Source organism: Niastella yeongjuensis, from assembly GCF_900110245.1.
Taxonomy (GTDB): Bacteria; Bacteroidota; Bacteroidia; order Chitinophagales; family Chitinophagaceae; genus Niastella; species Niastella yeongjuensis.
The window spans coordinates 23209-50032 of record NZ_FOCZ01000024.1; the positions used below are offsets into that span (position 1 = coordinate 23209).

At 46.2% G+C, this 26824-nt stretch carries 21 protein-coding genes; 4 read left to right on the top strand and 17 right to left on the bottom strand.

Translation table 11 applies throughout. The features are described from left to right. Position 1 precedes the first annotated feature (1 nt). From BMX95_RS33125 to BMX95_RS35200, 5 genes are all read right to left on the bottom strand, one after another. On the bottom strand, positions 2 to 2443 hold the full coding sequence (locus BMX95_RS33125) for a hypothetical protein (RefSeq protein ID WP_177193741.1): 2442 nt from the start codon (positions 2441 to 2443) through the stop codon (positions 2 to 4). 11 nt (positions 2444 to 2454) lie between these two features. Next, positions 2455 to 3540, bottom strand: a complete 1086-nt coding sequence (locus BMX95_RS35195; RefSeq protein ID WP_177193742.1) for a hypothetical protein — start codon at positions 3538 to 3540, stop codon at positions 2455 to 2457. Between the two features lie 20 nt (positions 3541 to 3560). Next, complete coding sequence (locus BMX95_RS33130) at positions 3561 to 3758, bottom strand: hypothetical protein (RefSeq protein WP_177193743.1); 198 nt, start codon at positions 3756 to 3758, stop codon at positions 3561 to 3563. A 62-nt stretch (positions 3759 to 3820) separates the two neighbouring features. Next, a complete protein-coding gene (locus BMX95_RS33135; protein ID WP_081200735.1) occupies positions 3821 to 5257 on the bottom strand; it encodes a hypothetical protein in 1437 nt (478 codons plus the stop codon). Positions 5258 to 5291: 34 nt separating this feature from the next. Then, complete coding sequence (locus BMX95_RS35200; RefSeq protein ID WP_177193744.1) at positions 5292 to 6671, bottom strand: hypothetical protein; 1380 nt, start codon at positions 6669 to 6671, stop codon at positions 5292 to 5294. 852 nt (positions 6672 to 7523) lie between these two features. Here BMX95_RS35200 and BMX95_RS33145 point away from each other — a divergent pair. From BMX95_RS33145 to BMX95_RS33160, 4 genes are all read left to right on the top strand, one after another. After that, positions 7524 to 9455 carry an adenylate/guanylate cyclase domain-containing protein gene (locus BMX95_RS33145; RefSeq protein WP_081200734.1) on the top strand — a complete coding sequence of 644 codons (1932 nt, stop codon included), beginning with the start codon at positions 7524 to 7526 and terminating at the stop codon, positions 9453 to 9455. A gap of 103 nt (positions 9456 to 9558) precedes the next feature. Then, positions 9559 to 10527, top strand: a complete 969-nt coding sequence (locus BMX95_RS33150; protein ID WP_081200733.1) for an ABC transporter ATP-binding protein — start codon at positions 9559 to 9561, stop codon at positions 10525 to 10527. Between the two features lie 6 nt (positions 10528 to 10533). Beyond that, the gene (locus BMX95_RS33155; protein ID WP_081200732.1) at positions 10534 to 10908 is read left to right on the top strand and encodes a helix-turn-helix domain-containing protein; all 375 of its coding nucleotides are present in this window, start codon (positions 10534 to 10536) and stop codon (positions 10906 to 10908) included. 257 nt (positions 10909 to 11165) lie between these two features. Beyond that, complete coding sequence (locus tag BMX95_RS33160) at positions 11166 to 11927, top strand: SDR family NAD(P)-dependent oxidoreductase (RefSeq protein WP_081200731.1); 762 nt, start codon at positions 11166 to 11168, stop codon at positions 11925 to 11927. A 149-nt stretch (positions 11928 to 12076) separates the two neighbouring features. On the opposite strand, the gene BMX95_RS33165 is transcribed toward BMX95_RS33160, so the two are convergent. The 12 genes from BMX95_RS33165 to BMX95_RS33220 form a co-directional block, all read right to left on the bottom strand. Then, positions 12077 to 13510 carry an NADH-quinone oxidoreductase subunit N gene (locus tag BMX95_RS33165; protein ID WP_081200730.1) on the bottom strand — a complete coding sequence of 478 codons (1434 nt, stop codon included), beginning with the start codon at positions 13508 to 13510 and terminating at the stop codon, positions 12077 to 12079. 83 nt (positions 13511 to 13593) lie between these two features. Beyond that, a complete protein-coding gene (locus BMX95_RS33170; protein ID WP_242673134.1) occupies positions 13594 to 15051 on the bottom strand; it encodes a complex I subunit 4 family protein in 1458 nt (485 codons plus the stop codon). Between the two features lie 11 nt (positions 15052 to 15062). Further along, the gene (nuoL, locus tag BMX95_RS33175; protein WP_081200728.1) at positions 15063 to 16946 is read right to left on the bottom strand and encodes an NADH-quinone oxidoreductase subunit L; all 1884 of its coding nucleotides are present in this window, start codon (positions 16944 to 16946) and stop codon (positions 15063 to 15065) included. 161 nt (positions 16947 to 17107) lie between these two features. After that, positions 17108 to 17410, bottom strand: coding sequence for an NADH-quinone oxidoreductase subunit NuoK (gene nuoK / locus BMX95_RS33180; RefSeq protein ID WP_081200727.1), 303 nt, complete (start codon positions 17408 to 17410; stop codon positions 17108 to 17110). Further along, positions 17403 to 17999, bottom strand: coding sequence for an NADH-quinone oxidoreductase subunit J (gene nuoJ, locus BMX95_RS33185; protein ID WP_081200726.1), 597 nt, complete (start codon positions 17997 to 17999; stop codon positions 17403 to 17405). Before nuoJ ends, nuoK begins: the two co-directional genes overlap by 8 nt. A gap of 102 nt (positions 18000 to 18101) precedes the next feature. Continuing rightward, positions 18102 to 18617 (bottom strand): NADH-quinone oxidoreductase subunit NuoI, encoded by a 516-nt coding sequence (gene nuoI, locus BMX95_RS33190; protein WP_081200725.1) that lies wholly within the window; start codon positions 18615 to 18617, stop codon positions 18102 to 18104. Positions 18618 to 18735: 118 nt separating this feature from the next. Further along, positions 18736 to 19701, bottom strand: coding sequence for an NADH-quinone oxidoreductase subunit NuoH (gene nuoH, locus BMX95_RS33195; protein ID WP_081200724.1), 966 nt, complete (start codon positions 19699 to 19701; stop codon positions 18736 to 18738). 182 nt (positions 19702 to 19883) lie between these two features. Then, on the bottom strand, positions 19884 to 22601 hold the full coding sequence (gene nuoG / locus BMX95_RS33200) for an NADH-quinone oxidoreductase subunit NuoG (RefSeq protein WP_081200723.1): 2718 nt from the start codon (positions 22599 to 22601) through the stop codon (positions 19884 to 19886). 22 nt (positions 22602 to 22623) lie between these two features. Further along, positions 22624 to 23898, bottom strand: coding sequence for an NADH-quinone oxidoreductase subunit NuoF (gene nuoF, locus BMX95_RS33205; RefSeq protein WP_081200722.1), 1275 nt, complete (start codon positions 23896 to 23898; stop codon positions 22624 to 22626). Positions 23899 to 23904: 6 nt separating this feature from the next. Then, positions 23905 to 24420 carry an NADH-quinone oxidoreductase subunit NuoE gene (gene nuoE / locus BMX95_RS33210; protein WP_081200721.1) on the bottom strand — a complete coding sequence of 172 codons (516 nt, stop codon included), beginning with the start codon at positions 24418 to 24420 and terminating at the stop codon, positions 23905 to 23907. 6 nt (positions 24421 to 24426) lie between these two features. Further along, entirely contained in the window at positions 24427 to 26175 is a 1749-nt protein-coding gene (gene nuoC, locus BMX95_RS33215) for an NADH-quinone oxidoreductase subunit C/D (RefSeq protein WP_081200720.1), read from the bottom strand. Positions 26176 to 26181: 6 nt separating this feature from the next. Then, entirely contained in the window at positions 26182 to 26820 is a 639-nt protein-coding gene (locus BMX95_RS33220) for an NADH-quinone oxidoreductase subunit B (RefSeq protein WP_081200719.1), read from the bottom strand. Positions 26821 to 26824: the final 4 nt, after the last annotated feature.

Below are 26824 nucleotides of genomic sequence, written 5' to 3' on the forward strand. Positions count from 1 at the left end.
TTCAAAATGTTTTAAAATAGGTAGCCCTGCCCGTATTATTGGGCACAAGCTGTTTATTCATTCCGGGGATAAATCCCTTCTCCCCTGAAAATTGTATTTGTCCCAACTTAGGGATCTGTAAAGTGGTCTCTGCAGAATAGCCCAGTTGTTCTATATGATAAGTCGTTTGATAATTGTATTTAAGGCCGGCTCCAACCATTACATACTTATTGATATTGTACGCCGCTCTTCCCTCCAGGGTATATAACCGATAATCCTGATTGAAAGCACCTGAGGCATTCGATTGCAGCGTTAGCTGGTTGATAAAGGCTGATTGGCTCAGCAACAGGTTCTTTGTATTGAAGTATACAAAACCCGAATCGGTTGACCGGTTATAAAACTGGGTGTACACCAGGGCTGAGTTCATCATCACGCGGTTCACCTGGTAAGAATGGGTAACATTACCGGTCAGTGTATAAAATAGATTTTCGCGATACAGGCCATCACCCAGTTTGGTGATCTGGCTGCTGGGAAAATATCCCACTGACACTACGGGCCATTTGTTCCGGCGCCAGGTGGCCTGCACGCTTTTAAATACGGTAGTGCTTTTATACTGGCTGCCAATAAAAGGATTGCTGAAATCATTGGTATTGGCACCCAGCACCAGGGTCAACTGGCGTTTAAAGAACAACTGCTGCACATTGGCGCTCCAGGCCGTTTGGGCAGAACCATCGGTAAACGTGCTGAACGATTGAAAATTCGCGCCCATACGTTTAAATGTACCATGTACCGTTGTTTGCGTTTTGGGGAAGGTTCCTTCAGCCTTCAACGAATAAGCTTCATTATTACGATTGCCAAGCTCCAGCATCTGCGCGGGCAGGCTGTTTGCACCCGATGAATCTTTTGCATACACGGGATAAGAGGACTTGGCTACTTCAGCTGTAAAGATGATGTTCTTTGTAAGCCGGTAATTTCCTTCGAGCGTAAAACCCATCAACCCTGAGGAAGGCGTTTGAACGGAAGTGTTTTGGACCGTATCTACTGTACCTGCATTGTATAACTGCCGCTTGCCGCCAAACCAGGTAAAGATAATATTGTTGCCATCTTTCAATCCCCGGCCATAGCGCAATACCGTCAGGTATTGGCCTGATTGCTTAGGCCCTTTTACAATAAAATCACGAAAACGATAATCAACGCTGCCGGTCGCCAATGCATAATAAGCATCAGGATTGTATTCAGCCTGAAACCCATTCACGGAGATATTCTTTGCCGACAGTTCGGAATAATTTACCACCGTTCTGCCCACCCCAAAAGAGCGGATGGCCATTAAGGTTTTATAGCCTTTGGGGAGAATGGTATCCGTGATCTGGTTTTCTTCCATGATCTCTTTCAACCTCGCCGGGCTTTTTGCCTGATCAATTTCCCGGCAAACTTTATTGATCGATTCCTGCGATTGGCCTTTGGCCGATTTTATCAGTTGTTGTAAAACAGTTACCCGGGCGCGTAACGAATCAAGTTGTTGTTTTCGTAGGGCGTAGGTGGTTTCAAGTGTATCTATTCCAATTTTAACAAATGCCGAATCTAACAACCCTGTACCTGGCAACCGGTAACTGGTATCCGGTTTTGCGATGCGGGCCAGTGAATCGCGCAGGTATTTCTCTCTTGCTTCTACCAGCTTTTGCAACAGACCTGGATTTTTTATCCAGCTGTCAAGGCTACGCAGCTTTATTATAGTTTCATCCAGCTCCAGCTTCAAACTATCAGGTACCCTGGGCGATGGCAATGATGCCAGGAACTTTTCCCGTACCTGCGCCTTTATTTTTTGGGAGAACTGGGTATTGTTATAGTTCAAATTGAGATCGGAAAAATTCCGGAACAGCTTTGAATTGGTGAACCGGTTTGTCAGGTATACCCGCATGGGGTATTTCCCTTTCACAGTAACATCCAGGTAGGTTTGTACCGTATGCTGGTAAACATTCTGCTCGTTATAAGGCGTATCTATATTGGAATAATAATTCACATTATACATGAAATTCCCATGTACCTGCAAAAAAGGAATGCGTGCTGGTTTTGCAGGCTCGGTAAACTTTACCGGCTCGCGTTCAACCGGCACATAGATATATGCGTAAACAGGGATCTTTATAATCGATTTACAATCCCGGCGCTCCAGGAAGTAAGTGGTAGGTTCATCGGCTTCCGGCTGCGAATTTGAATCTAAAGTTGTTGCTGCCTTAGGAACTGACGTATCAACCGCATGCGACGCCTTAGCTGGCTGCGGCGCAACCGGCAACTGGTGTAACAAATTATTGGTTGATGCTTTAACTGAATCCTTTACAGCATTTGCTTTATTTTTTACTGATGACAAAAGGGATTTGGCTGGCCTGTTGAGGTCAGACTGGTTTATCTGGGTGTAAGCTGACACCCAGCAGATCATTACCAATATGGTTACAATTCCCTTTTGCAACTTGATCACTTTTAATTTTGAGAAACGATCATCCAGGCATTTCCACTTGCAACTACAGTAACATATTTATATTGCCCCGTTATCGTATATGGGTTTAGTCCATCAACACTTTCAGCCGAAGCGGTGGCAACATATACTGAGTTGCTGCCTGCTATTTTTTTAATAGTAAAGGTTTGACCTTTGCGGCCATCCGCAGGAGGCAGTGTTACAGTTACTGGATTATTAGTAGCGTCTGCAAAAAGATATTCATCAGTATCACCAATGGCAATATCACTCGAAATAGTACGAACAGCTGATCTATGGCCTGAAGTGGTTACAACGTTATTAAAGCGGCCTGTACCGTTTACATCCAATTTGGTTGCTGGAGCGTTTGTACCGATGCCAAAGTTGCCACTAGTATCTATACGCGCTCTTTCTGATAACAATTGAAAAGTTGGACCAGCAGATGCCTTTTCTGCAGTAGAAAAAATTATGCTACCGGGTGTACCTGCACCGGTGCCTTTTCCACCGGCGATGGTTATATCTCCGCCAGGTTGATTGTCGCCATAAGCTCCCGAGCCATGGATAGTATAGGCAAAGCCAGGACCCGCAACATTATTTCTTTGCACCCCTGAACCGAAATAAATGTCCGTGATATAATGTCCATTACTGGGATCCTGGCCACCACACACAAACTGACGCGGGTCTGTAGTTGTTGTTCTAGGACCAATAGCAATAGATTCCGGACCTGCATACGAATCCATCCCAAGTACGATTCCCCGATCTGTGGATCCTAAAATTCCTATACCATCGGTCACAGTGTTATTAGCGCCTGCACCAAACGCATAAACTCCATTTGAAATCACCGTACAATTCCGACCAAGCCCTATAGCACACGCTCCGCCAACAATCATATCCCTTCCTATACTGATAGCATTGTCCCCAACGTTACCAGGAACAATAGCAATATTTACCCTGCTTTCCATGTTAATAGTACCCGAGGTCCACATATTGCCATTAAACTGGGCCAGATATCCTTTGTCCTGTGTTGTATTGAATAACCAGTTACCACCGGTTGCTATCCTTCCTTTTTCAGTTCCATTTTGCAGGAAAGTCAACGGGTAATTATCGTTGGTACCTAACAACCCGGTAGCCCCCCCCGGCCCTTATTAAATAAAAAGCCAGGAACCGTTTGTGTATGGTTTTCAATGATCAGCTCGGCAGTATCACAACTGTTCGTGATCTTTACACTGTCAGCCTTGATGGTATACACATATTGAGCAAAGGAGCCCCCGCCTATACCCATGAGTATAAGCAATAATAATAAGCGATTCATAAATGTTGGAACCCAGACATATGCTGAATGGTAATGATTCTTTTTTTGCAACATTTGGTTTATCAATTTTGAGATACGACAATCCAGGTACCTGAATTAGCCACAATGGTTATATATTTTTTACCCGCCAGCGGATATGGATTTATTCCATCAACAGACTGAGAAGATGCACTGGTGATTGTTACTGCATTGCTGATGTTGTCATCTATTCTTTTAATGGTATAGGTTTGGCCATCCCGTCCGGTAGTGGGGGGAAGGGTTACATTTACAGTTGCGGTACTGGCAGCGTTTACAAAAACATACTCATCTGTATCGCTAATTGTGGTGTTGGCTGTAATATTACGTACGGCAGATCTATGACCTGAAGAGGTAACAACGTTATCAAAGTGGCCCGTACCATGCACATCCAAGGTAGTGGATGGCGTACTTGTACCTATGCCAAAATTCCCATTGGAATCTATTCGCGCTCTTTCTGATAAAGTTTGCAAGGTTGTTCCTGAAGAAGAGACCTGTGGCGTGGAAAAAATAATACTACCGGGTGTGCCTGTGCCGGTACCTTTTCCACCGGTGATGGTAATATCTCCGCCGCGATAATTAGCGCCATATGCCCCGGAACCGTTTATTGAGTAAGAAACGCCAGGACCAGAGGTATTACTTCTTTGCACACCCGAACCGAAATAAACCTCTGAAATATGTTTGTACATGCCATCCGAATTAGCATCCCAATCACGATCTGGACCGCCGCAAACAAACTGGTCCCAGGCGGTGCTTGTAGATGCAGATCCCAAAACAACAGCACCTTTATGAGCATACGAATTATGCCCAATAGCTATTCCCTCAGTTGTAGAACCAAAGATCCCTATTCCCCGAACCACCGTGTTACCCAGACCTATTCCTAATGCCGTAAGGCCAGTACCATCTACCTGAACACCGTCCCCTATGCCTATTGACCGTGAACCGACCACATTATTGCCGCCAATAATAATTCTTGCATCTTCCTCTCCAGGTTCAAACGGAGCAATGAAAACATTCTTCTCTTGATATAAAATACCAGAATGCCAGATGTTACCCTTGAACTGAAAAGGATAACTATTATTTTCAACCGTGTTAAACAACCAGTTACCACCTGTATCTATCCTTCCTTTTTCCACTCCATTTTGGATAAAGGTCAGCGGGTAATTATCGTTAGTACCTAACAATCCGGTAGCCCCAAACCGGTTACCACCCTGCATCCAAACGTTTGACAACTTCATTGTATCGCTGCCGATCAAAAAGGTATTATCTGTCAGGTTTTGAAATACTTTTCTAAACTCAGTTCTTCCCCGGCCTTTATTAAACAAAAATCCAGGTACGGTTTGCGTATGGTTCTCGATGATCAATTCAGCTGCATCACAGCTGTTGGTGATCTTTACGCTGTCTGCCTTGATGGTATAGACATATTGAGCATTGAGAACTTGTATCGCGAATACGAACACAAGCAAAAACAGGAAATGCTTCATCTGAGATTACATTTATAATTTAATTCAATATCGATTACTTGATCACCCGTATTTTATAGGTATCCGCAGCAAGCGGGACAGCATTTGGGCTGGCATTATAGGCTTGCAGGGTTACCAGGTTAGGCGACGTCACAAAGGCCGTAATTATTATGCAGGGCAGGTTTATTCCTCCATTGTTAGCACTTACACTTACTACATCACCCGGTTGCGCACCGGCAACAGTTGTAGTTGTTATAGCCGGGGTAAAACTGCTTAACGAGCTGGCATTAAAATTGGTAGTTATTTGCCCGGACAAGGTCTTTGAAAGCTTATTACGGACGCCGCTTTCAGTTATGTAAAGATCGGCACCATCATATTCAATGGCGCCATCTTCAGGCGTTGCAAGAAGAGGGCCTGCAGTAAGTTTAATAGGTGCAGTACCGGCAACTGATGTTCCTGCGCCTACATGAATATGTGCCTCGGGAGCTGTATTTAGAACACCTATATTACCGTTAAAAATTGAGTTCCCATCTCCTAACAGGTTTAAAGGATTTGCCTGTCCGAAATCTTGAGCTGGCAGGAACTGAGACTTTGAAACAAAAAATTTCATTGCATTAAGAGAAGCTTTAGCCCCATTAATACTCATCTTGATAGTATGGTAGTGTGTATTGTCAGTATGCCCCATTATTATCATATTTGCATCTGTGGCAATATCACTCACTATGTCCAATGGGCCTCTTGGCTTGCTATCTTTGAGAATATTAATACCAATATCACCTACTGATTTCGTATGGCCATATAAATAAATACAGGTATCTCCTGTCAAAACAAGTGGGGCAAATGCTTTGTCATTGGTTTTAATACTAAAAGTCATACCATCGTACCGCGGATCATTCTGAAAGCTATTAGAAATAGCATTACTAAAGACCGGCCCTGCTCCTACTTTAGAAAAGCGTAAATTGGCAACATTACTGCCTTCCACCGGAGAACCTAACTCAAGAAGCTCACTCGGATTATTAGTACCTATCCCAATTTTACCAGTCCCGGTAAATACCACATTATTTCCATTCAAGGGTAATTCACGGGTATTCGTTAATTGAGCAGCAGTACTACCCGCATCATTCCCCAATACAATATTACCGTTTGCTAAACTTGTTCCATTATTAGCATGTACCTGAGGTAAATACAAAGTATCTCCACCGATAAGATAGGCGCTTTCATTTAGCTTAATAGCACCTCTACGGAACTCTGTTCGCCCCTTTCCTTTATTAAATAAGAAACCAGGAACAGTCTGTGTATGGTTCTCAATAATTAACTCAGCCGTATCACAGCTGTTGGTGATCTTCACACTATCTGCCTTGATGGTATAAACGTATTGGGCAAAGGAGTCCCAGCCTATACCCATGAGTATAAGCAATAACAATAAACGATTCATAAACGCTATGATTATAGTTTTTATAAATTAAATAAACTCAGGGACTTTACATCCCCCAAACCAATATGTATTGAATGACTATGGCGGCGATAATTCAGCTGATGTGCCTGATCGTTGATTTAAAACAGAAGCGTAAAATGCGAATCCAGTTCCCGGAGAAACATACGGACAGGAGTTACTGCTACAATTCATAAACTGATTGTGGTTGGGTTACTGAAAAATAATTTTGGGGATCCTGGAGCGTGCTATCAAAACAAATGTACCAATTCAGTTGCTACTTGTTCATTGATCAAAATTAGCTTTGCGTTACCAAAAACAAGCTAACGTTAATAAACGTCGCCAAAGATAATTGTCCTGTTTCAATTTGCATTACAAAAATAATAAGTGTGTATATTTTGTCAATAAACGTATTTAAACAACCGATAACTGTGCAAACAAAAATCGGCGAATACCTGGCACAAATATATCCCGATAAAAATTCTGCAGGTAGTAATCAGAAGCATTTAGTTAGACACGAATACACGAACACCATAAAAAAAGGACCCCGACGATACCGCCGGGGACCTGCCCGTTTAGCCTGATGCTTCATGGCTATTATACTATAAAGGATAAAGGTTGAAATGACCCTACCCCCTCCGGTTATAAACTAATTTAATTCAACCCGAACCTGCCTGCACCATTCAAAGTCTCATCATTAATCGGCTGCATCTGCATGTTATCAATGGCCCATCATTTCAATAACTATATCATCATTTTTGATGTGCGTAAATGTTACTGGGGCTTTATTGCCGCGATGAGGCTCTCTGCCTTCTGCCCTCTCCCCTCTGCCTTTTTTCCTTAAATTGCAGTGGTATGCGACAACTTGCAGCTATATTATTTGCCGATATGACAGGGTATACCGCCCTGATGCAGGAAAATGAACAACTGGCCCGCAGCAAACGCCAGCGCTTAAAAGAAGTGCTGGAAGTCACCATTCCCCGGTTCTATGGGAAAATTTTACAATATTATGGCGACGGCTCATTGAGCATTTTCAACAGTGCCATCGATAGCGTACATGCCGCTATCGAGATCCAGCAATTACTGCAGCAAACGCCTAAAGTTGACCTGCGCATCGGCATCCACACCGGCGATGTGACCATTGAGGAAGAGGCCATTTACGGCGATGGCGTTAACCTGGCCTCCCGTATTGAGTCGCTGGCCGTGCCTGGTGGCGTTTTTGTCTCCGAAAAGGTATTTGACGAGATCCGCAACCAGCAACATATTCAAACCCGCGAACTGGGGTATTTCGAACTGAAAAATATAAAACAACCCATCCGGGTTTTTGCCATCGCCAACAATGGCATTGTAGTGCCCGGCCGCCACGAAGTGCGCGGTAAAACGGCTGCCCCCAACAATCGCCTGGCAGTATTGCCCTTTGTCAATATGAGCGCCGATCCTGAGAATGAATATTTCAGCGATGGCATTACCGAAGAACTGCTGAACGCCCTTACCCGTGTGGATGGCCTGCAGGTTACTTCGCGCACCTCAGCCTTCGCATTTAAAGGGAAGAACGACGACATTCGCGACATTGCCATTCAGTTGAACGTTGACAAAATTCTAGAAGGTAGCGTTCGCAAAGCAGGCAATCGTGTTCGTATCACTGCCCAGCTGATCAATGCAGCCGATGGTTTTCATATCTGGAGTGAAACCTACGACCGTAAACTCGACGACATCTTTGAAGTCCAGGATGAGATCAGTGCCATCATCACCAACAAACTAAAAGAAAACCTGACCGTTTCGCCCAAACCAGTCCCTGCCATTAAATCGAGTATTAAAAATATTACCGCTTATACCCACTACTTAAAAGGACTTCATTTCAAAAATAAATTAACGCCCGGCGATACCCGCAAAGCCATTGAATGTTTTAAACAGGCCATTGCTATTGAATCTGCTTATGCAGAGGCATATGCCATGGTAGCGCAATCGTACTGCGCGCTGGGTACACAGGGACAAATGATACCGCATACGGCTTTTGAAATTGGCCATCAGTATGCCGATAAAGCCCTGGAACTGGATGATACCATTGCAGAAGGACACATTGCCAAGGCGATGCCCTATCTATATTACGAATGGAAGTGGCAGGATGCATACGATGCATTGCAAAAAGCCATTGAACTGAATCCCGGCGCTGTAGCAGCGTATGACCTGTTGGGCTTTTATTATATCGCGAAAGGACAAAAAGCAAAGGCCGTAAAAGTGCTGGAAGAAGCAGAACAAATCGATCCCCTCTCCCCCACCATCATTCGCTCGCTGGGCATGATGTACATTTTTGCCGAACGCTTCGATGATGGTATTGTTCAGGCAGAAAAACTGCTGGAGATGAACCCCGAAATGCGCAGCGCCATCGAATTAAAGGCATGGTGTATTGGCATGAAGGGCGACTGGCAAACGGCCCTTGACTATTTTCAGGAAGTACACCGGCTTACCGGCCACCCGTTGAAAGGTTTGATGGGTCTGGGCCATGCCTATGCCCGGGTTGGCATGACAGACAAAGCCCTGGAATGCATTCAAAAGCTGGAACAACGCGAACTGGATGAGCCCGATTCTGTGATCGACGGTGATTTTGCTGCCATCTACCTGGCGCTCGGCAACCTCGATAAAACATTTTATTACCTGAATCTCTGCATCGATAAACGTCTTGGCCCAGTGGCCTGTTTTATTGAATATCCACCTTACAAAACAGTAAAAGCTGACCCAAGATTTGAACAACTAAAACTCCGGATGGGTATACCTTCTGGAGCATAGACTTTCAAATAGCGCCTTTTTGAATTACTTTTGACCCTTTAAAGAATTGTAATATTCAATAATCCAGGGTCCTGCGCCTTAATTATTGAACAACACGGGTAATATGGCGTTATTAAAAGTTTCCAGGATCAGTAAACAGCTCGGCACAAACATTGTCTTACAGGAGATTACGTTCAATCAGAAGAAATTTCAAAAATTGGCGATCGTGGGTGAATCCGGTTCGGGAAAAAGCACCCTGTTAAAGATCATTGGCGGATTGATCCAACCCGACGCCGGAGACGTTTTGTTCGAGAACAAACACGTGGAAGGGCCCAATGAAAAACTGATCCCCGGCCATCCCAAAATGGCGTATTTGTCGCAACATTTTGAACTGCGCAATAATTACCGGGTAGAAGAAATACTGGAATATGCCAATACTCTGCCGGAACAGGAAGCGGAAACCCTGTTCGAAGTATGCCACATCCGCCATTTACTAAAACGAAAGACCGACCAGGTTTCCGGTGGTGAAAAACAACGGATCGCTATGGCGCGGTTGCTGATCGGTGCACCGAAACTGTTCTTATTGGATGAACCGTTTTCAAACCTCGATAACCTGCATCGCAATACGTTACGAGCCGTTATTCGTGCCATGGGTGAGAAACTGGGCATTACCTCTTTAATGGTGTCGCACGATCCCGTGGACGCACTCAGCTGGGCCGACGAGATCATTGTAATGAAAAGCGGTCAGATCATTCAGCAGGACACCCCTGAAAAAGTATACCGGCAACCCGTTAATGAATATGCAGCCGGACTATTCGGCAAATTCAATGCTTTTACCAAAACAGAAGCGGCAGCCTTTGGCGAAATACCCAAAGCCTACGGTAATGGCAAACGGTTATACATAAGACCCGAAGCGTTTACCCTGGTGGCTAAAAAAAGTAAGACTGCTGTTGCCGGAAAAGTTACCGAAGTATCCTTCCTGGGCAGTGGCTATGAAATTGAAATTGCATTGGCCAATAGTATGATCACTGTTAGAACAGAAAATAACTCAGTAGAAAAAGGCGATGCCGTTTTTGTGACATTTAAAAAATAACCAATCATGGAAACAACAACTACCCCGGTCAATTCCTTTCGTCAGAAAGAGATAGTAAGACAATATACTACTGCGCTGGACAAACACATCCAGGAGTTAAAAGCCGGTGAGGTAGAAGTTATGTTCGAGATCAGGGATTTCGCTAATATGCTGCATATTCACCCCGTTCATTTAACTAATACCATCAGGGAAGTAACAGGCAAAAGTGCCTGTGATCTTTTTGAAGAACGGCTGGTAGATCTGTCCAAAGAAATGATCGCCACTTCCCCCCTTTCAATAGGCGAAATTGCCCGCCAGCTAACTTATGATCCTTCCAACTTTGTAAAATTCTTCAAAAAATACACCGGTATGACCCCAAAAAAGTACCGCGATAGTTTATAGTTGAAGGCCCCCTCCCGACCTCCCCCGGTGGGGGAGGAGAAATACAACCTCGCGCAATTATTCAACCTGGCAATTTTCCAAGGCTCCGATCATGCACCTGCTTAGAGCTGTATTTTTCTCTGCCTTCTGCCCTCTGCCCTCTGCCCATTCTTAAACAGTCACCATTTTTTCTGAAGCAGTCACCATTTTTCCTAAAGCAGTCACCACGCCTACCCCGTTAATTGTTGCCAATTTTGTGTCATAACAAATAGCACAATATGTCAACATCAAAGATCGCATTGGTAACCGGCGGCAGCCGCGGATTAGGAAAAGATATGGCAATCAACCTCGCCAAAAAGGGGATCGACGTTATACTCACTTACAACAATAATGAAGCAGCCGCTGCAGAGGTGGTAAAAACCGTTGAAGCATTGGGCCAACAGGCAGTTGCCCTGCAACTCAACATGGCCGATTTGAAGTTGTACAACGCGTTTGTACAACAGGTTGTCACTACTTTACAATCCAAATGGAACACCAATGTGTTTGATTTCCTGATCAACAATGCAGGGATCGGCGGAGGTGTACCCTTTGAAAATGTAACAGAAACATTTTTTGATGAATTTTTGAACGTGCACTTCAAAGGCGTTTATTTCTTAACACAGAAACTTGCCCCTTATATTAATAATGGCGGGCGCATCATCAACATTTCCACCGGCACCACCCGGTTCGTAAACCCCGGCTATTCCGTATACGCATCTATGAAAGGCGCCATGGAAGTATTGACCAAATACCTGGCAAAAGAATTTGGCGCTAAAGGAATTACTGCCAATATAGTCGCACCTGGCCCTATTGTTACGGACTTCAACAATGCCACCATCCGTAACAACCCCAAATTGCAGGAGTTCCTCAGTTCGTTATCACCATTAAATCGCGTGGGTGAAGCAGAAGATATCGGTCCGGTGGTTGCGTTCCTTTGTACGAACGATGCAGCCTGGATCAATGGACAGCGAATAGAAGTAGCAGGCGGGATTAATTTGTAGAGATCTGATAAAGTTCAAAGTTTAATGTTCAAAGTTTTAAGTTCTATGGCTGCTTCATATTGTGGAGCAGCCTTCCCTTTTCAACCTTACGGTATGTACCCGTCTATATGACCCTTATAGGTGACTTTTTATTTCTCATACCCCTCAAATCAAAAACTCAAAAACGCCCGCACATTCTCCACTACAAAACCCGGATATACACCCAGCCAGCCTAACAAACACATCAGCACCACCAGCGATGCATAGGTAGCCACGTAGAAGAAAGGATGCAGGGTTCTTTCCTTCACCGGTGTTAACGGTGGCGACGCAAACAACGTACTGATGACACGTAAATAATAAAACAACCCGATCACACTGGTCAGCACCAATACCATGACCAGCAACCAACGATGCTGTTGCACCCCGGTAGTAAGTATAAAGAATTTAGCCGGAAATCCTGCAGTTAATGGAATGCCTGCCAACGACAACAGGGCTACGGTAAAGATGGCGGCCATTAACGGGCTTCGCCAGAACAATCCGCGGTAACCACTCAGGTCATCGGCATCTCTGCGGGCTGTTGATAGTAAAGTTATGATACCAAAGGCCGACAATAAGGTAATGGAATAAGCCACCAGGTAAAACACGGCCGCGCCAACACCGGCATTGCCCGACAAAAACGCCACCAGCAGATAGCCAAAATGTGCAATAGATGAATAGGCCAGCAGGCGTTTGACGTTCTGTTGCATCAGGGCGAGGATATTACCTACCAACATACACGCAATGGCCATTATGGTAATGATGGTAACGGCCAGTACATTTTGTTGCAAATGGATGGCATCTGCAAAACGTATCAATACGGCAAAAACGCCAATCTTCGATACCGTGGCAATAAACGCCGTCACCGGCGCCGGCGCCCCCTGGTATACATCTGCTGCCCACAAATGAAATGGTACCAACGCCAGTTTAAATCCGATGGCCACCAGTATTAACCCAATGCCCATCACAAATAAAATCGACATACCCGATGCATCGATAGCTCGGGCGATGGCCGAGAATTCCATACTGCCTGTTTCCATATAGATCAATGCCATGCCGAACAACAGAAAGGCAGACGACAAAGCCGCCAGCACCAAATACTTCACGCCTGCTTCCACCGCATTATTACGATTGCGTAAATAAGCGATCAATGCATACAGACTTACGCTCAACAATTCCAACCCAATAAACAATGAAATGAAATGCCGGCTAATGGTCAACACTGCTGAACCTAAGGTAGCCAGAAATAGCAGGATGTAGTATTCTTTAGGATTCTCTTCGCGTTCTTCAAAATAAATATAAGAAAGTAAACCAACCACCAACACCGAAAATATAATAAGGCCCGTAAACAGAGCGGCCAATCCATCTACAACCAGCAAAGGCGGCACTTGCCGGGGCAAGGTATCCCGCACATACCACATAGCAAACACCACCCCACACATCATGATAAACCCCGTAACCTGGATCACCGTATGGCTTTGTTTAAATGCGATTAGCAGGATCACCACAATCGCGGCCGCGGCAAGTATGATAAATGGAAGTATTGCTAAAAACTGGAGATAGGTCATAGCTAAATTTTGAAGTCATTAAAAGAACACAAAACTTAAAACTTTCAACTTTAAACTTTGAACTTAAAACTTTCAACTTTGAACTATAAACGAACTACCTGTTCAACCACTCCGCTTACCAGATTAAACACCGGCTGGGGAAACAATCCTAAAAAAACGATAGCTATTGTAAGACTAGCCATAATGATCCATTCACGGGCGCTTACGTCGGCCGGCGGATCGGTAATGGTTTGTATTTGCCCGAAAAATACTTTCTGCATAATGCGCAATGAATACAATGCTGATAGCACCAACCCTAAGCTGGCAATGACCGATAACACCGGGTTTACTTCAAACGCACCTAACAAAATGAGAAACTCGGCAATGAAGTTTCCTAACATGGGCAAGCCTAACGATGCCATCACAAACACCATCGCCAATGCGCCCATATGCGGCATGGCCGTCCATAAGCCACCCATTTGATTGATATCCCGGGTATGCAACCGTTCCTTTAACATGCCAGCCAATGCAAACAGGGCTCCTGTACTAACACCATGGGTAAGTAATTGCATCACCACGCCTTGCAGCGCCATTTGATTGAAGGAAAAAACACCCAGCAACACAAATCCCATGTGGCTGACCGAGGTATATGCAACCAACCGCTTGAGATCGGTTTGTGCATACGCCAGTAAGGCGCCATAAATAATACCCACCACACCCAGCAACATTGCCCACCCTGCTATACCTGCCGACGCGTCGGGGAACAGGGGCAATACAAACCGAATGATCCCATACGCCCCGGTCTTTAGCAGCAAACCTGCCAGGATCAAACTACCGGCAGTGGGCGCTTCACTGTGCGCATCCGGTAACCAGCTGTGTAAGGGCACCATGGGCAGTTTGATCACAAAAGCGATCAAAAACCCCAGCATGATCCAGCGGGCAGTAGCGTTATTACCCAGGGTTGTATTTAATAAAGCGAAATAATCAAACGTGTAATTGCCGTTGTTCTGTTGTCCATGAATGAAATACAAGGCAAGGATCGACAGCAGCATCAGCAGTCCGCCCGTTTGGGTAAAAATGAAAAATTTATACGCCGCATTGCGCCGGTTGAAATCACCCCAAATGGCAATCAGGAAATACATAGGCACCAGCATCACCTCCCAGAAGAAATAAAACAGAAAAAGGTCCATGGCGACAAAAACGCCACCTATACCAGCCAGGGTCCATAACAGGTTGAAAAAGTAAAAGCCGGTCTTCTCCCTGATCTCGCGCCAGGAACAGAGCACCGCCAGGATACCCAGCAAGCCAGTAAGCAGGATCATTACAAAACTGAGCCCATCCATAGCCAGGTGAAACCCGATGCCAAATGCAGGGATCCAGTTTACCTGGTAATCGATCAACCAGGCATTGCCGTCAACAACCGGTGTATGCCGGAGGTACCAGACAACGGGCAGCAGAAATGCCGCGACCACCGCCACCAGTGCCGTCCATTTACAGGCTAATGGATCTCGTTGGGCCACCAGCCAGCAGGCAACGCCGCCAATGAGTAATATACTTATCATCCAAACCAGTATCATAAAAACAATTGAAGCGTGATTATAAACAGTATACCAGCCAGTACCCCTACGATATACATACGCAACGAGCCGTTCTGCGAAACCGACAACCAGGTATTCATTCGCATACTTCCCTGTGCAATGGCGCTGTACAACCGGTCGATCACATCGCCTTTATTGATACGGGTTAAAAAAAGATATGGTTTCACGAATACAAAACTATACAGCTGATCAAACTTCCAGCCGCTGAATAAGAAATTGCGGGTGGCCGATAATCCCGGCGATTGCTGCCAGCGAACACCCGACTTTCCATAATACAATACATACCCCAGATAGATGCCCGCCAATGTCACCAATGCAGCTATGCCCTGAAGCAGCGCTTCGGATGGTTCGTTTTGCTTCATCAGGGTTTCGGGCAGCACCCGTTGTACATGATCTGCGAAAAGGGTTACCTGAAACATGTTATGCGGCCATTCAATAAAACCAGCTGTTACGGAGAAGAATGCCAGGATCAGCAGTGGAATGATCATACCCCGGTTGGGCTGCTCATGAATGGGTGTTTTCATTTCTCCCCAGAAAACAACCAGCATCAGGCGGGTACTGTACAAGGCTGTAATAAATGCACCAGCCAATGCCATGAACCACAACACCGGACTACCGCCTGCAGCGCTCCAACTGTACCACAGAATAGCGTCCTTGCTATAAAAACCCGCACTCACCAATGGCAAAGCACTCAAGGCTGCGGCGCCGGCCAAAAAAGTAATATATACTGCTGGCATTCTTTTACGCAGTCCGCCCATCATAAAAATATTATGTTCATGATGCAGGGCTTCTATCACCACTCCTGCCGCCAGGAATAACAGGGCTTTGAAAAACGCATGGGTAAAGAAATGAAAGACAGCAGCGCTCCAGGCACCTACCCCCAAAGCCAGGAACATATATCCGATCTGACTGATGGTAGAATAAGCGAGTATTCTTTTTATATCAGTTTGCGCAAGGGCACTGCAACCTGCAACAAACAACGTAATAGCGCCAACGATCGCTACAATAGCCATCGTCACCGGCGACATCAGGAACAACCCATTCATTCGGGCAATTAAATAAACACCGGCCGTAACCATGGTGGCTGCATGGATCAGGGCGCTTACCGGGGATGGACCAGCCATAGCATCGGGCAGCCAGGTTTGTAAAGGCAACTGTGCCGATTTACCCATACCGCCTGCCAACAATAATATAGTGATGAGCGTAATGGTTGAGCTGCCGGCTGCAAAATGACCAGGTGCCTGCTGCAATATAGTAGTCATGTTCAGTGAACCCAGTTCTTTAAACAACAGGAACAAACCGATCAGCAAAGCGGTATCGCCAATACGTGTGATTAAAAATGCTTTATTGGCGGCCCGGCAATTAGAGGGCACATCGTACCAGAACCCGATAAGCAGGTAACTGCACAAACCAACTCCCTCCCATCCCAGGTACAACAGCAACAGATTATCGGCCATTACCAGTAACAGCATGGAACATACGAACAGATTCATACAGGCAAAGAATCGTGCATAATCGGCATCCCGCCACATAAAGAAAGTGGAATAAATATGGATCAGGGCCCCTACAAACGTTATTATGAATATAAAAACAAGCGTTAACGCATCTACCCGCAGACTGATATCAACCGTCAACGTCCCCACTTTGAACCATGACCACAGCAATTGCTGCCAGGCGCCACCCGACGGAGGTGTTTGCAGAAACGCAATACCCAGCACAATGGAGATGATCGCGGCTATACATACTGTACCGGCGCCTATGGCTGCAATTACAGGCTTAGATAGTTTTCTTCCGAACAGGGAGAGTACTATGAACCCGATAAGCGGTAAAGTGGGTATGTATGTGAGGAGTTGTTGCATAGTTGACAAGTTAACGAGTTGACGAGTTATGGTTGCCGGTTACCAGTTTCCAGTTACACGGATTCGCGGCAACAAAACACCAGAAAACCGGCGACCGGTAACTGGCAACCGGTAACAGCATCAACACCCACTATATAAGCATTTTACTACCAAAGCATAATTTAATCCCTTAATTCCTTTAGTCTATCCACATCCATTGTTTTATGCTGGTGATAGATCTGGAGCACGAGTGCCAGTCCAACCGATACTTCTGCAGCAGCCATGGCCAGAATGAACAGGAACATGACCTGTCCATCGGGTTGCTGCCATTTTGATCCTGCGGCTACAAAGGCCATCCCGGCAGCATTCAGCATGATCTCTACCGAAATGAGCATAAAGATCACATTCTTGCGGGTGAGCACCCCAACCAGCCCCAGGGTAAACAATACGGTGGCCACCAGTAATACCATTTGTGCGCTATTCATGTAATGCGGTTTGTTCGTTTGTAATAGCTTTTGTTTTGCGGGTACGTTTTGTTTTTTGTTGGTCGCCCTGGCCATTTTGCAGGAACCGGTGCAATTCTTCTTTTTTATGTTTACCAATGTGTGCAGCGCCCACAATGCCGGCCATAAGTAAAAATCCGGTCAATTCAACAGCAATGATATATTCACCATATAAGGAAAGTGCCAGCTTACGCGGTTCCACTACCGCTATCTGCATGGGCTCCGTGTCATTTGAAAACAGCAGGATGATCATTTCTATCAACAACAGCAGTACAAGTACGGCAGGCATCACCCACACTTTGGGTTTCAACCACTCCCGCTCCTGCCGGGCAGTTTCGTTACCCAGGTTCAGCATCATCACTACAAAAATAAACAGCACAATGATAGCCCCGGCATAAACGATTATTTCCAGCGCAGCAACAAATGGAGCGCCTAACGACAAAAACACCATAGAGGAAGCGAAGAAGGAAACCGCCAGGTAAAGCAAGGCATGTACCGGGTGATACCGGGTGATAACCATGAGGGTTGACAGCACGGCTACTATTGACGATATGTAGAATAATGTTGACAAGTTGATGGAGTTGAAAAGTTGACATGTTAACCAGTTGACGAGTTGACAAGGTCTGCTCGCGGTTTTGGCTTACAGCTTATGGCTTATAGCTTAAAGCTGTGCTCACGGTAATAAACTATGCACATCCACCGGTGCTTCTTCATTTACGCCTTCTCCTTTTTTCTTTACGCCAGCTTCCAAACCGGCCACGCGGTAGAAATTATAACCCGGATATTTTCCCTGGCTGTCGATCAACAGGTCTTCTTTTTCAAACACCAGGTTTTGCCGGTTGTATTCGGCCATTTCAAAATCGGGGATCAGTTGTATGGCATAGGTTGGACAGGCATCTTCGCAAAAGCCGCAAAAAATACAACGTGAGAAATTGATCCGGAAAAAATCGGGATAGCGACGGCCATATTCATCTTCCGTAGCCTGTAAGGCAATGCAATCGACCGGACAAGCAACTGCACACAAATAACAACCCACACAGCGTTCCCCGCCATCAGGGTCTTTCGTCAATACAATACGGCCTCTGTACCGCGGATGCAAGTCTACTTTCTCTTCAGGATATTCAATCGTTTCCTTTTTACGGAACAGGTGTAAAAACACCAACCACATGGTTCTTATATGACTTAGCATAATCTCCTTTTTTTAATTTGTTGAAGCCTATTTGTGAATTATCACTGATGAGTATGTTGCCGAATTTTCGGACAGCTAAAAATTTCACGAGGCCCACTCACTACTCACTACTCACTACTCACAACCTCACCCCCCTCAACCATAAAGCGACCGCGCCGGTTATTAAAACATTCGCCAGCACCAGTGGCAACAGTATCTTCCAGCCATACGAGACCAATTGATCGTATCGTGGGCGGGGTAATGAGGCCCGTAACAAAATGAACAGGCCTATAAAGAAAAACAACTTGATCGCAAACCAGGCAAGCGGCGGCAGAAAGGAAGGTCCCAGCCAGCCACCAAAAAATAATGTCACGATCATGGCTGAGATGAGTGTAATGCCCAGGTATTCGCCTATAAAGAACATCCCGAATTTCATTCCGGAATATTCAGCGTGATACCCGGCAATCAATTCACTTTCCGCTTCCGGAATATCAAATGGCAAACGATGCGTTTCTGCCACACCGGCTATTAAAAAAATAATAAAGCCTACTGGTTGCGTTACTACATACCAGAGATGCTGCTGCGCCATCACAATATCCCCCAGGTTAAACGAACCGGTGAGCATAACTACCCCCATCAATGACAATCCCATAAACACTTCATAGGCGATCATTTGTGATGCACCCCGTAAGGCACCCAGCAAGGCATATTTATTATTGGAAGCCCAACCACCTAACACAATGCTATACACGCCAAGCGACGACATAGCCAGAAAGAAGATAATACCGATATTGAGATCAGCTACCACAATACCTGGTGCAAAAGGAATGATCACAAAACTCAACAACACGCTGCCGACCACAATGGCTGGTGCTGTTACAAAGATCCATTTATCGGCAAAGGGTGGTATCCAGTCTTCTTTGAAAAACAATTTGAGGGTATCTGCCAGCACAATCAAAATACCCAGCGGTCCGGCGCGGTTGGGGCCCAGGCGGTCCTGCCATAGGGCCAGCAAACGGCGTTCCACCCAGATCAATCCGGCCGCAATATTCAGCAGCACGAATAAGACGCCTATTACTATCCATATTTGTTGTGTTGTTGTCATAAAAAGCCTTCTCGTTTTAAACTATCCGTTGCCGGTTGCCAGGTACTGGGTTCCAGGTTTCAGGTTTGACTCGCAGCCTGAAACTTGCTGTATTACTTTAAACTTTCAACTTTAAACTTTAAACTTTCAACTTTAAACCTATATTTACTTTAACCTTTCATCTTTAACCTTCAGCCTGTATTCTACGGCTTACCGCTGCCTTTAATCAAACTAACATACCCGTTCCAGTTCATCACCGGCATGTTTTGTAATCCTGCTGGTATCAACACCAGTCCGTTTGGTAAGGAGCTGTCTATTTGAACCTGCAAGTCATAAGCCTGTTCAAATACTTTTACCGTTACTGTTTGGCCATGACCCAATCCAAGCTGTGCCGCATCATTTGCCGACAGCGCCACATAGGGTTCTGGCGATAATTCCCGAACGCCTTCTGCATACGCACTTAGTTCTTCTGACCCAAACAAATGGTATTGCGGAAACAACAACCATTTATTGTTGCGTACTACAAATGCTTCGGGGATGTCTTTAAAATAACCTGGTTTGGCATCGGGTATATAAGCAAACAGCAGCTTACCGGCCTGTTCGTTCTTTAAAGCCCCGCCTGGCTCCTGCTGGTATTTATTCACCGCCTGAATGGAATTCCAACCGGGCGACCAAAAAAACGGAATCAGCGGTGATGGCGGCATCCCGGGATATCCCTCCATCGTAAAACTGAATGGCGAGTCGTCATCCTGTTTCGGTTTGGGTTCGCTTACGGCCAGGTTCGACAACATCGCCGTGCGACCGCTGTAGCGGTGCGGTTCACGTGGCAGCGCCTGTCCGTTTATCCGAAAATCATGATGCGGCGCGGAGTCGCTGATACCTGCAAACTGTGGCAACAACTGCTCGGCCTGCGCCAATACATCTTCCGGGTGGTACACGCCATTGTTTGTATCACCGGCTCGAACAGCTTTCATTTTCAACAGCCATTTCCAACTTTCCCGGAGGGTAGTATGGCCAGGCATAAACACCTGGAAGAACCGTTGCGCCCGGCCTTCATAGTTCACCAGCGTACCATCTCCTTCGGCAAACGTGGCCGCCGGGATCAGGATGTCGGCTTGCTGTGTTGTGGGGTTATTTAATGAATCGAGTACAATACAATGTTCTACACTATTGAAAAACAGGTCAGCCACAAGAGCGGGCACGTTCCGGTACAGATCATTTTCCAATACAATAGCAGTTATATTCTTTTCCCGGGTAGTACGCAAAACAGCACTCTCAAAACTGGGCGCCTGCATCATGGCCAGTCCCATGCTGTTGCACTCCGGCATTACATAAGCCAGTCGCACTTCGTTACCAGTGGCTTTACAGGCAACTGCAATATCAAAGGCAGCACGGATCAACGCTTCGTTATAACAACTGGTACCGCTGATGATCACCGGCCGTTTGGCCTGCTGCAAAAACACGGCAATATCTATAATATAAGCCAGGGTATCTTCATCTACCAGCACCCGCGGCAGCCAGCCATTCAACTGGTGTGCAATGGCAAATCCAAGGCGGGCAAGATCATCCGGCGCATGGCGCAATACACAGGTACTTATTTCATCGAGCGGCGATGCACTGATGGTACAATTGGCAAGGAATCCTTTTTCATGTTGCACCAGTTCATGAATGGCTGCATCGTGCCACATGGGTATACCTTCATTGTGCTCCAATGCCTGGTGCGCGGCGGTTTTCAGCACGCTTTGCCGTACCGACAAGGCCATTACCGGCGCCGTGTTCCAGATATCTTCTCCCAATACCAGGATCGCATCGGACTGTTGGATATCCTGCAGGGAAGCAGGCTGAACCGCACCCGTTTGCATCACTTCTACAATCCGCCGTTCAATAAACCCCACATTATCACTGATGCCCTGATAAAAGTTTTCCCGTCCCACCAGTTGCATCAATGCGGTATTACTTTCTACTGACGCACGCGGCGACCCAATGCCTATCAACGTTTGACCGGATAATAATTTTCTCATGTGACCCATCAAGGTAGCTTCGTCCACCGCTTCCACTGCCTGGTGGCGCACAAGCGGTTGTGTTATACGGTTCGCACTGTTTACAAATTCATATCCAAACCGGCCGCGATCGCAGAGGAAATAACCGTTTATCTGGCTATTGAAGCGATTGGTGATGCAACGCACTTTTTCATATCGTTCGCCCGCAATGGTATTACAGCCAACGCTGCAATGCTGACACACCGAAGGTGCTGTAGTAAGGTCCCATTTGCGGGTATAATGTTCCCGTAAAGTTTTATCGGTAAATACACCGGTTGGACAAACCTCCGCCAGGTTACCACTGAATGGACTTTGCAATACGCCATCCCATTCACGGCCAAAATAAACATGGTTGTGCGCAGCAAAAACATTCAGGTCTTTACCACCTGCATAGTCGTGGTAATAGCGCACGCAACGATAACACTGTATACAGCGGTTCATTTCATGGTGAATGAATGGCCCCAGGTATTGATTGGTATAGGTTCTTTTTTTAAAATGGTAGCGGCGGTAATCGTGCCCCGTCATTACCGTCATATCCTGCAGGTGGCAGCTGCCGCCTTCATCACAAACGGGACAATCGTGCGGGTGATTGGTCATCAGCCATTCTATGACCTGACTGCGAAATGCCTGCGCGGTTTTATCGGCCACCGATACCCGCAAACCCTCTTTTATGTTTTCCATGCAACTCATCATCAGTTTGCCATGGGTATCGTTCTCATCTTTAAACACCTTTACCGCACATTGCCGGCAGGCGCCCACACTGCCCAATGCCGGATGCCAACAGAAATAGGGTACATCTATACCTAATCCCAGGCAGGCTTCCAGCAGGTTTTTCCCTTGCTTTACTTCGTAGGTTTTATTATCTATATAGATGGTAGACATAGTCAGTAATCTTTAATTCCTTTTATTCATAAGGGCACTTATGTAATGAAATGTGTTTCTCAAAGTCATCTTTAAAATATTTCAACGCGCTTTGCAAAGGCTCCATAGCGCCGGGCGCCAGTGCACAGAATGTATTGCCCGGTCCCAGCATATGCGTATGCATTTCCAACAACTCCATGTCTTCGGCTGTGCCCGTCCCCTGTTCCAGGCTCAGCAACATTTTTTCTACCCATGGTAACCCTTCGCGGCACGGGGTACACCAGCCACAACTTTCCTGCGCAAAAAAATGTTGCAGGTTGTGCACAAAACCCACCGGACAGGTGGCATCGTCCATCACTACCATAGTACCGGTACCCAGGCGGCTTCCGGCTTTTTGTACATCGGTAAAATCCATTTTTATATCGAGGTGTTCGGCTGTTAAAAAATCAGTAGAAGCGCCGCCAGGCAATACTCCCTTTAGTTGATAACCATTCTTCATACCACCGGCATATTCTTCTATCAATTCACGAATGGTTACGCCCATCGGCAGTTCCCAGCAACCCGGATTATTCACTTTTCCGCTCACGCCATATAGTTTGGTGCCGCTGTCTTCGCTATAACTTAAACCCTTGAACCACTCTACCCCATTGTTTACAATATGCGGAATATTACAAAGCGTTTCTACATTGTTTACAATGGTTGGTTTGCCATACAAACCACTTATTTGCGGATAAGGCGGCTTGGCCCTGGGCGTGGCCCGTTTGCCTTCCAGGGCATTTAACAAAGCAGTTTCTTCGCCACACATATAGCGGCCTACACCGGTATGCAAATACATTTCAAGGCTGAACCCGCTGCCCAGGATATTTTTTCCCAGAAAACCCGCCACATAAGCTTCATGAATACTCCTGCGCAGCAACTGGGCAGCCTTTTTATAGGCCCAACGTAAAAATATAAACGACACCCCGGCCTGAATGGCATAGGCAGCCAGGATCATCCCTTCAATCAGTTGATGCGGGTTCCCTTCCAGCAATAACCGGTCTTTAAAAGTACCAGGCTCCATTTCATCGGCGTTTGCAATAAGGTACTTGGGGTGCGGCGCATGCTCATCCATTGGTACAACGCCCCATTTTATACCTGTGCTAAAACCGGCGCCGCCCCGGCCTTTTAATCCGCTGTCCTTCACCAGCGTTTGCACTTCCTTTGGCGTCATGCTGCCCAGCGCTTTTCGCACAGCTGCATAACCACCCGTCATTTCATATTCCCTGATATCAAATGGCGGACAGCCGGGATGTATATATTGTGTCAGCGGATGTTCCATATTACTTCACGTATATTGTTTTAAAATGCGGTCAAGCATGGCAACGGTTATATCTTTATACAGGTCATTGTCTATCATAAGTGCCGGTGCATGGTCGCAACAACCCAAACAGGCATTGGGCAACAGGGTAAAGCATTGATCGCTGGTAGTTTCACCAAAATGAATGTGCAGCTTTTCCTGCAGCGCTTTATAGATGTCGCCATATTTCATAACATAACACGAAATGCTGTCACATACCAGGATCACGTGCCGGCCTACCGGCTTCCGGAAGATAAGGTTGTAGAAAGTAGCCACACTGTCTACTTCGGCAGGGCTCATTTGTAAATAGGCGGCAATTGCATTCACACTGTCATCGCTGATCCAGCCACGCTGGTGCTGTACAATTTTCAAGGCTTCAATAACCGCAGCGCTTTTATGCGGCACCAGGCTTACTTCATGGTCAATGAACTGGCGTTCGATATCCGTCAGGTAGTGCGCCTGTTGTTTAACCTCATTTCCTTTATTTACTTTTTCCGTTATCATAACTGGTCAACGATCAATATCCGCCAAAACAAAATCAATGCTTCCCAAAATGCTTAACAAGTCACTCACGGTATACCCTTTACTGATATACTGCAGCATTTGCATATGCGGGAATGACGGGGTACGAATGCGCACCCGGTATGCAGCCGTATTGCCATCACTGATGCAGTAATAGCTGTTGGCACCCTTGGTGGCTTCAATACAACTCATGGCTTCACCAGCCGGGATCACCGGCCCCCAGCTCACATTTAGAAAATGCGTGATAAGGGTTTCAATATCCTGCATGGTAAATTTCTTTAAGGGTGGCGTAGTAAGCGGATGGCTCGATTTATAATCACCTTCCGGCATATTCCGCAAACACTGTTCTACAATGCGCAGGCTTTGCCGCATCTCTTCTACCCGCACCAGTGCGCGATCGAAGCAATCGCCATGTTGCGCGGTGGGAATATCAAAATCAAACCAATGGTAGCCGCCGTACGGTTGCATTTTACGAAAATCCCATTCAAATCCACAAGCCCTTAATCCGGGACCGGTAACGCCCCACTCTATCGCTTCTTCCAATGTATATATACCTATGCCCTTGGTGCGTGCCTTGAACAAACTATTGCGGATCACCATTTTTTCATATTCTTTGATCTTTGCAGGGAAGTATTCTACAAAATGTTGTACAAGGCGTTGCCAGCCGGTTGGCAGGTCCTGCGCCACGCCGCCAATGCGGAACCAGTTGGGATGCATGCGCCCGCCACAAATGGCTTCAATGATGTCGAATATTTTCTCGCGATCGGTGAACATGTAAAACACCGGTGACAATTGTCCCAGGTCCTGGGCAAAGGTGCCAAACCAAACGAGGTGACTGGCAATACGGAACAGTTCGCACAACAGAATACGGATCACCATGGCCCTGTCGGGCAGCTCGATACCCGCCAGCTTTTCAACAGATAATAAATAAGCGAGGTTATTCATAACGCCGCCCAGGTAATCTACCCGATCGGTGTAGGGAATGTAGGTATGCCAGCTTTGGCGTTCAGCCATTTTCTCAGCCCCGCGGTGATGAAAACCTATTTCAGGTATCGCATCCACAATATCTTCGCCATTCAATTGCAGTATGATGCGCAGTACGCCATGCGTTCCCGGGTGTTGCGGACCAATGTTCAGGAACATATAATCGGCGTCATCGCCATGTTGCTTCAGGCCCCAGTCTTCGGGTTTGAACCGGAGGGCTTCCTGTTCGCGGTCCTGTTGTTCATCATACAGTTGAAAAGGACCCATTTCGGTTGCGCGTGCGGGGTGATCTTTTCGCAAAGGATGTCCCTCCCAGGTAAGGGGCATTAAAATACGGGTTAAATGCGGATGGCCATCGAAGTGGATGCCAAACATATCATACACTTCCCGTTCGTACCAGTTGGCATTTTTAAATAACGCAGTGATGGAGTATAAAGAAGGGTACTCGCCGCGTAATGCAACTTTCAATCTGATGAATTCATTACGTTCAAACGAGAAAAGCACATAGACTACAGTAAAATCGGCCATAGGCAGGCCATTGAAGCGGTTCCTGTTCCGCTCATCGATCCCAAACAGATCGTACAACATGCGGAATGGTCGGGCGACGGTTGTTTTCAGGAATTCAACAGCGGGTACAATCTCCTCCTTCGACACCCACAAGGTGAGCACCTCGTCAACCGTTTTTTGCTGATAGCGTATGTCAGCACCTAACCGTTGTTGCAGCTGTTGCAATATGACATCGGCATCATCCATAACTCATCATACCTCATCAACTCCTTTAAAGTGTATCATATTCATTCTTTCTTCCCGTTTCCTGTCTTTCATGGAAGTAAGCGCCGGTTTAATAACGCCCTGTTCACCAATGACCCAACTCAATGGCCGTTTTTCTTTTCCCACCGATTCTGCCAGCAACACCAACCCCTGCATAAATGCATCGGGTCGGGGCGGACAACCGGGCACGTACACATCAACCGGCAAAAATTTATCAACGCCCTGCACTACACTATAGATATCGTACATACCACCACTGTTGGCACAACTGCCCATCGAAATCACCCAGCGTGGTTCCATCATCTGATCGTGTAACCGCTTTATGATGGGTACCATTTTTATAAAGACTGTTCCGGCAATCACCATTACATCGGCTTCACGTGGCGTACCCCTGATCACTTCCGCGCCAAAGCGGGCTACATCATATTTACTCGTAATAGCAGTGGCCATTTCAACAAAACAACAACTTAACCCAAAATGAAATGGCCACATGGAATTTTTCCTTCCCCAGGCCACCAGGCTTTGCACAGACGTTAGCATAATACTCTGGCTAACGGCTTCCTCCATACTGCCGTTACCGGAAAAACTACCGGTTGTATCATTTGTTTTACTCAGCCACCATTTCATTGTA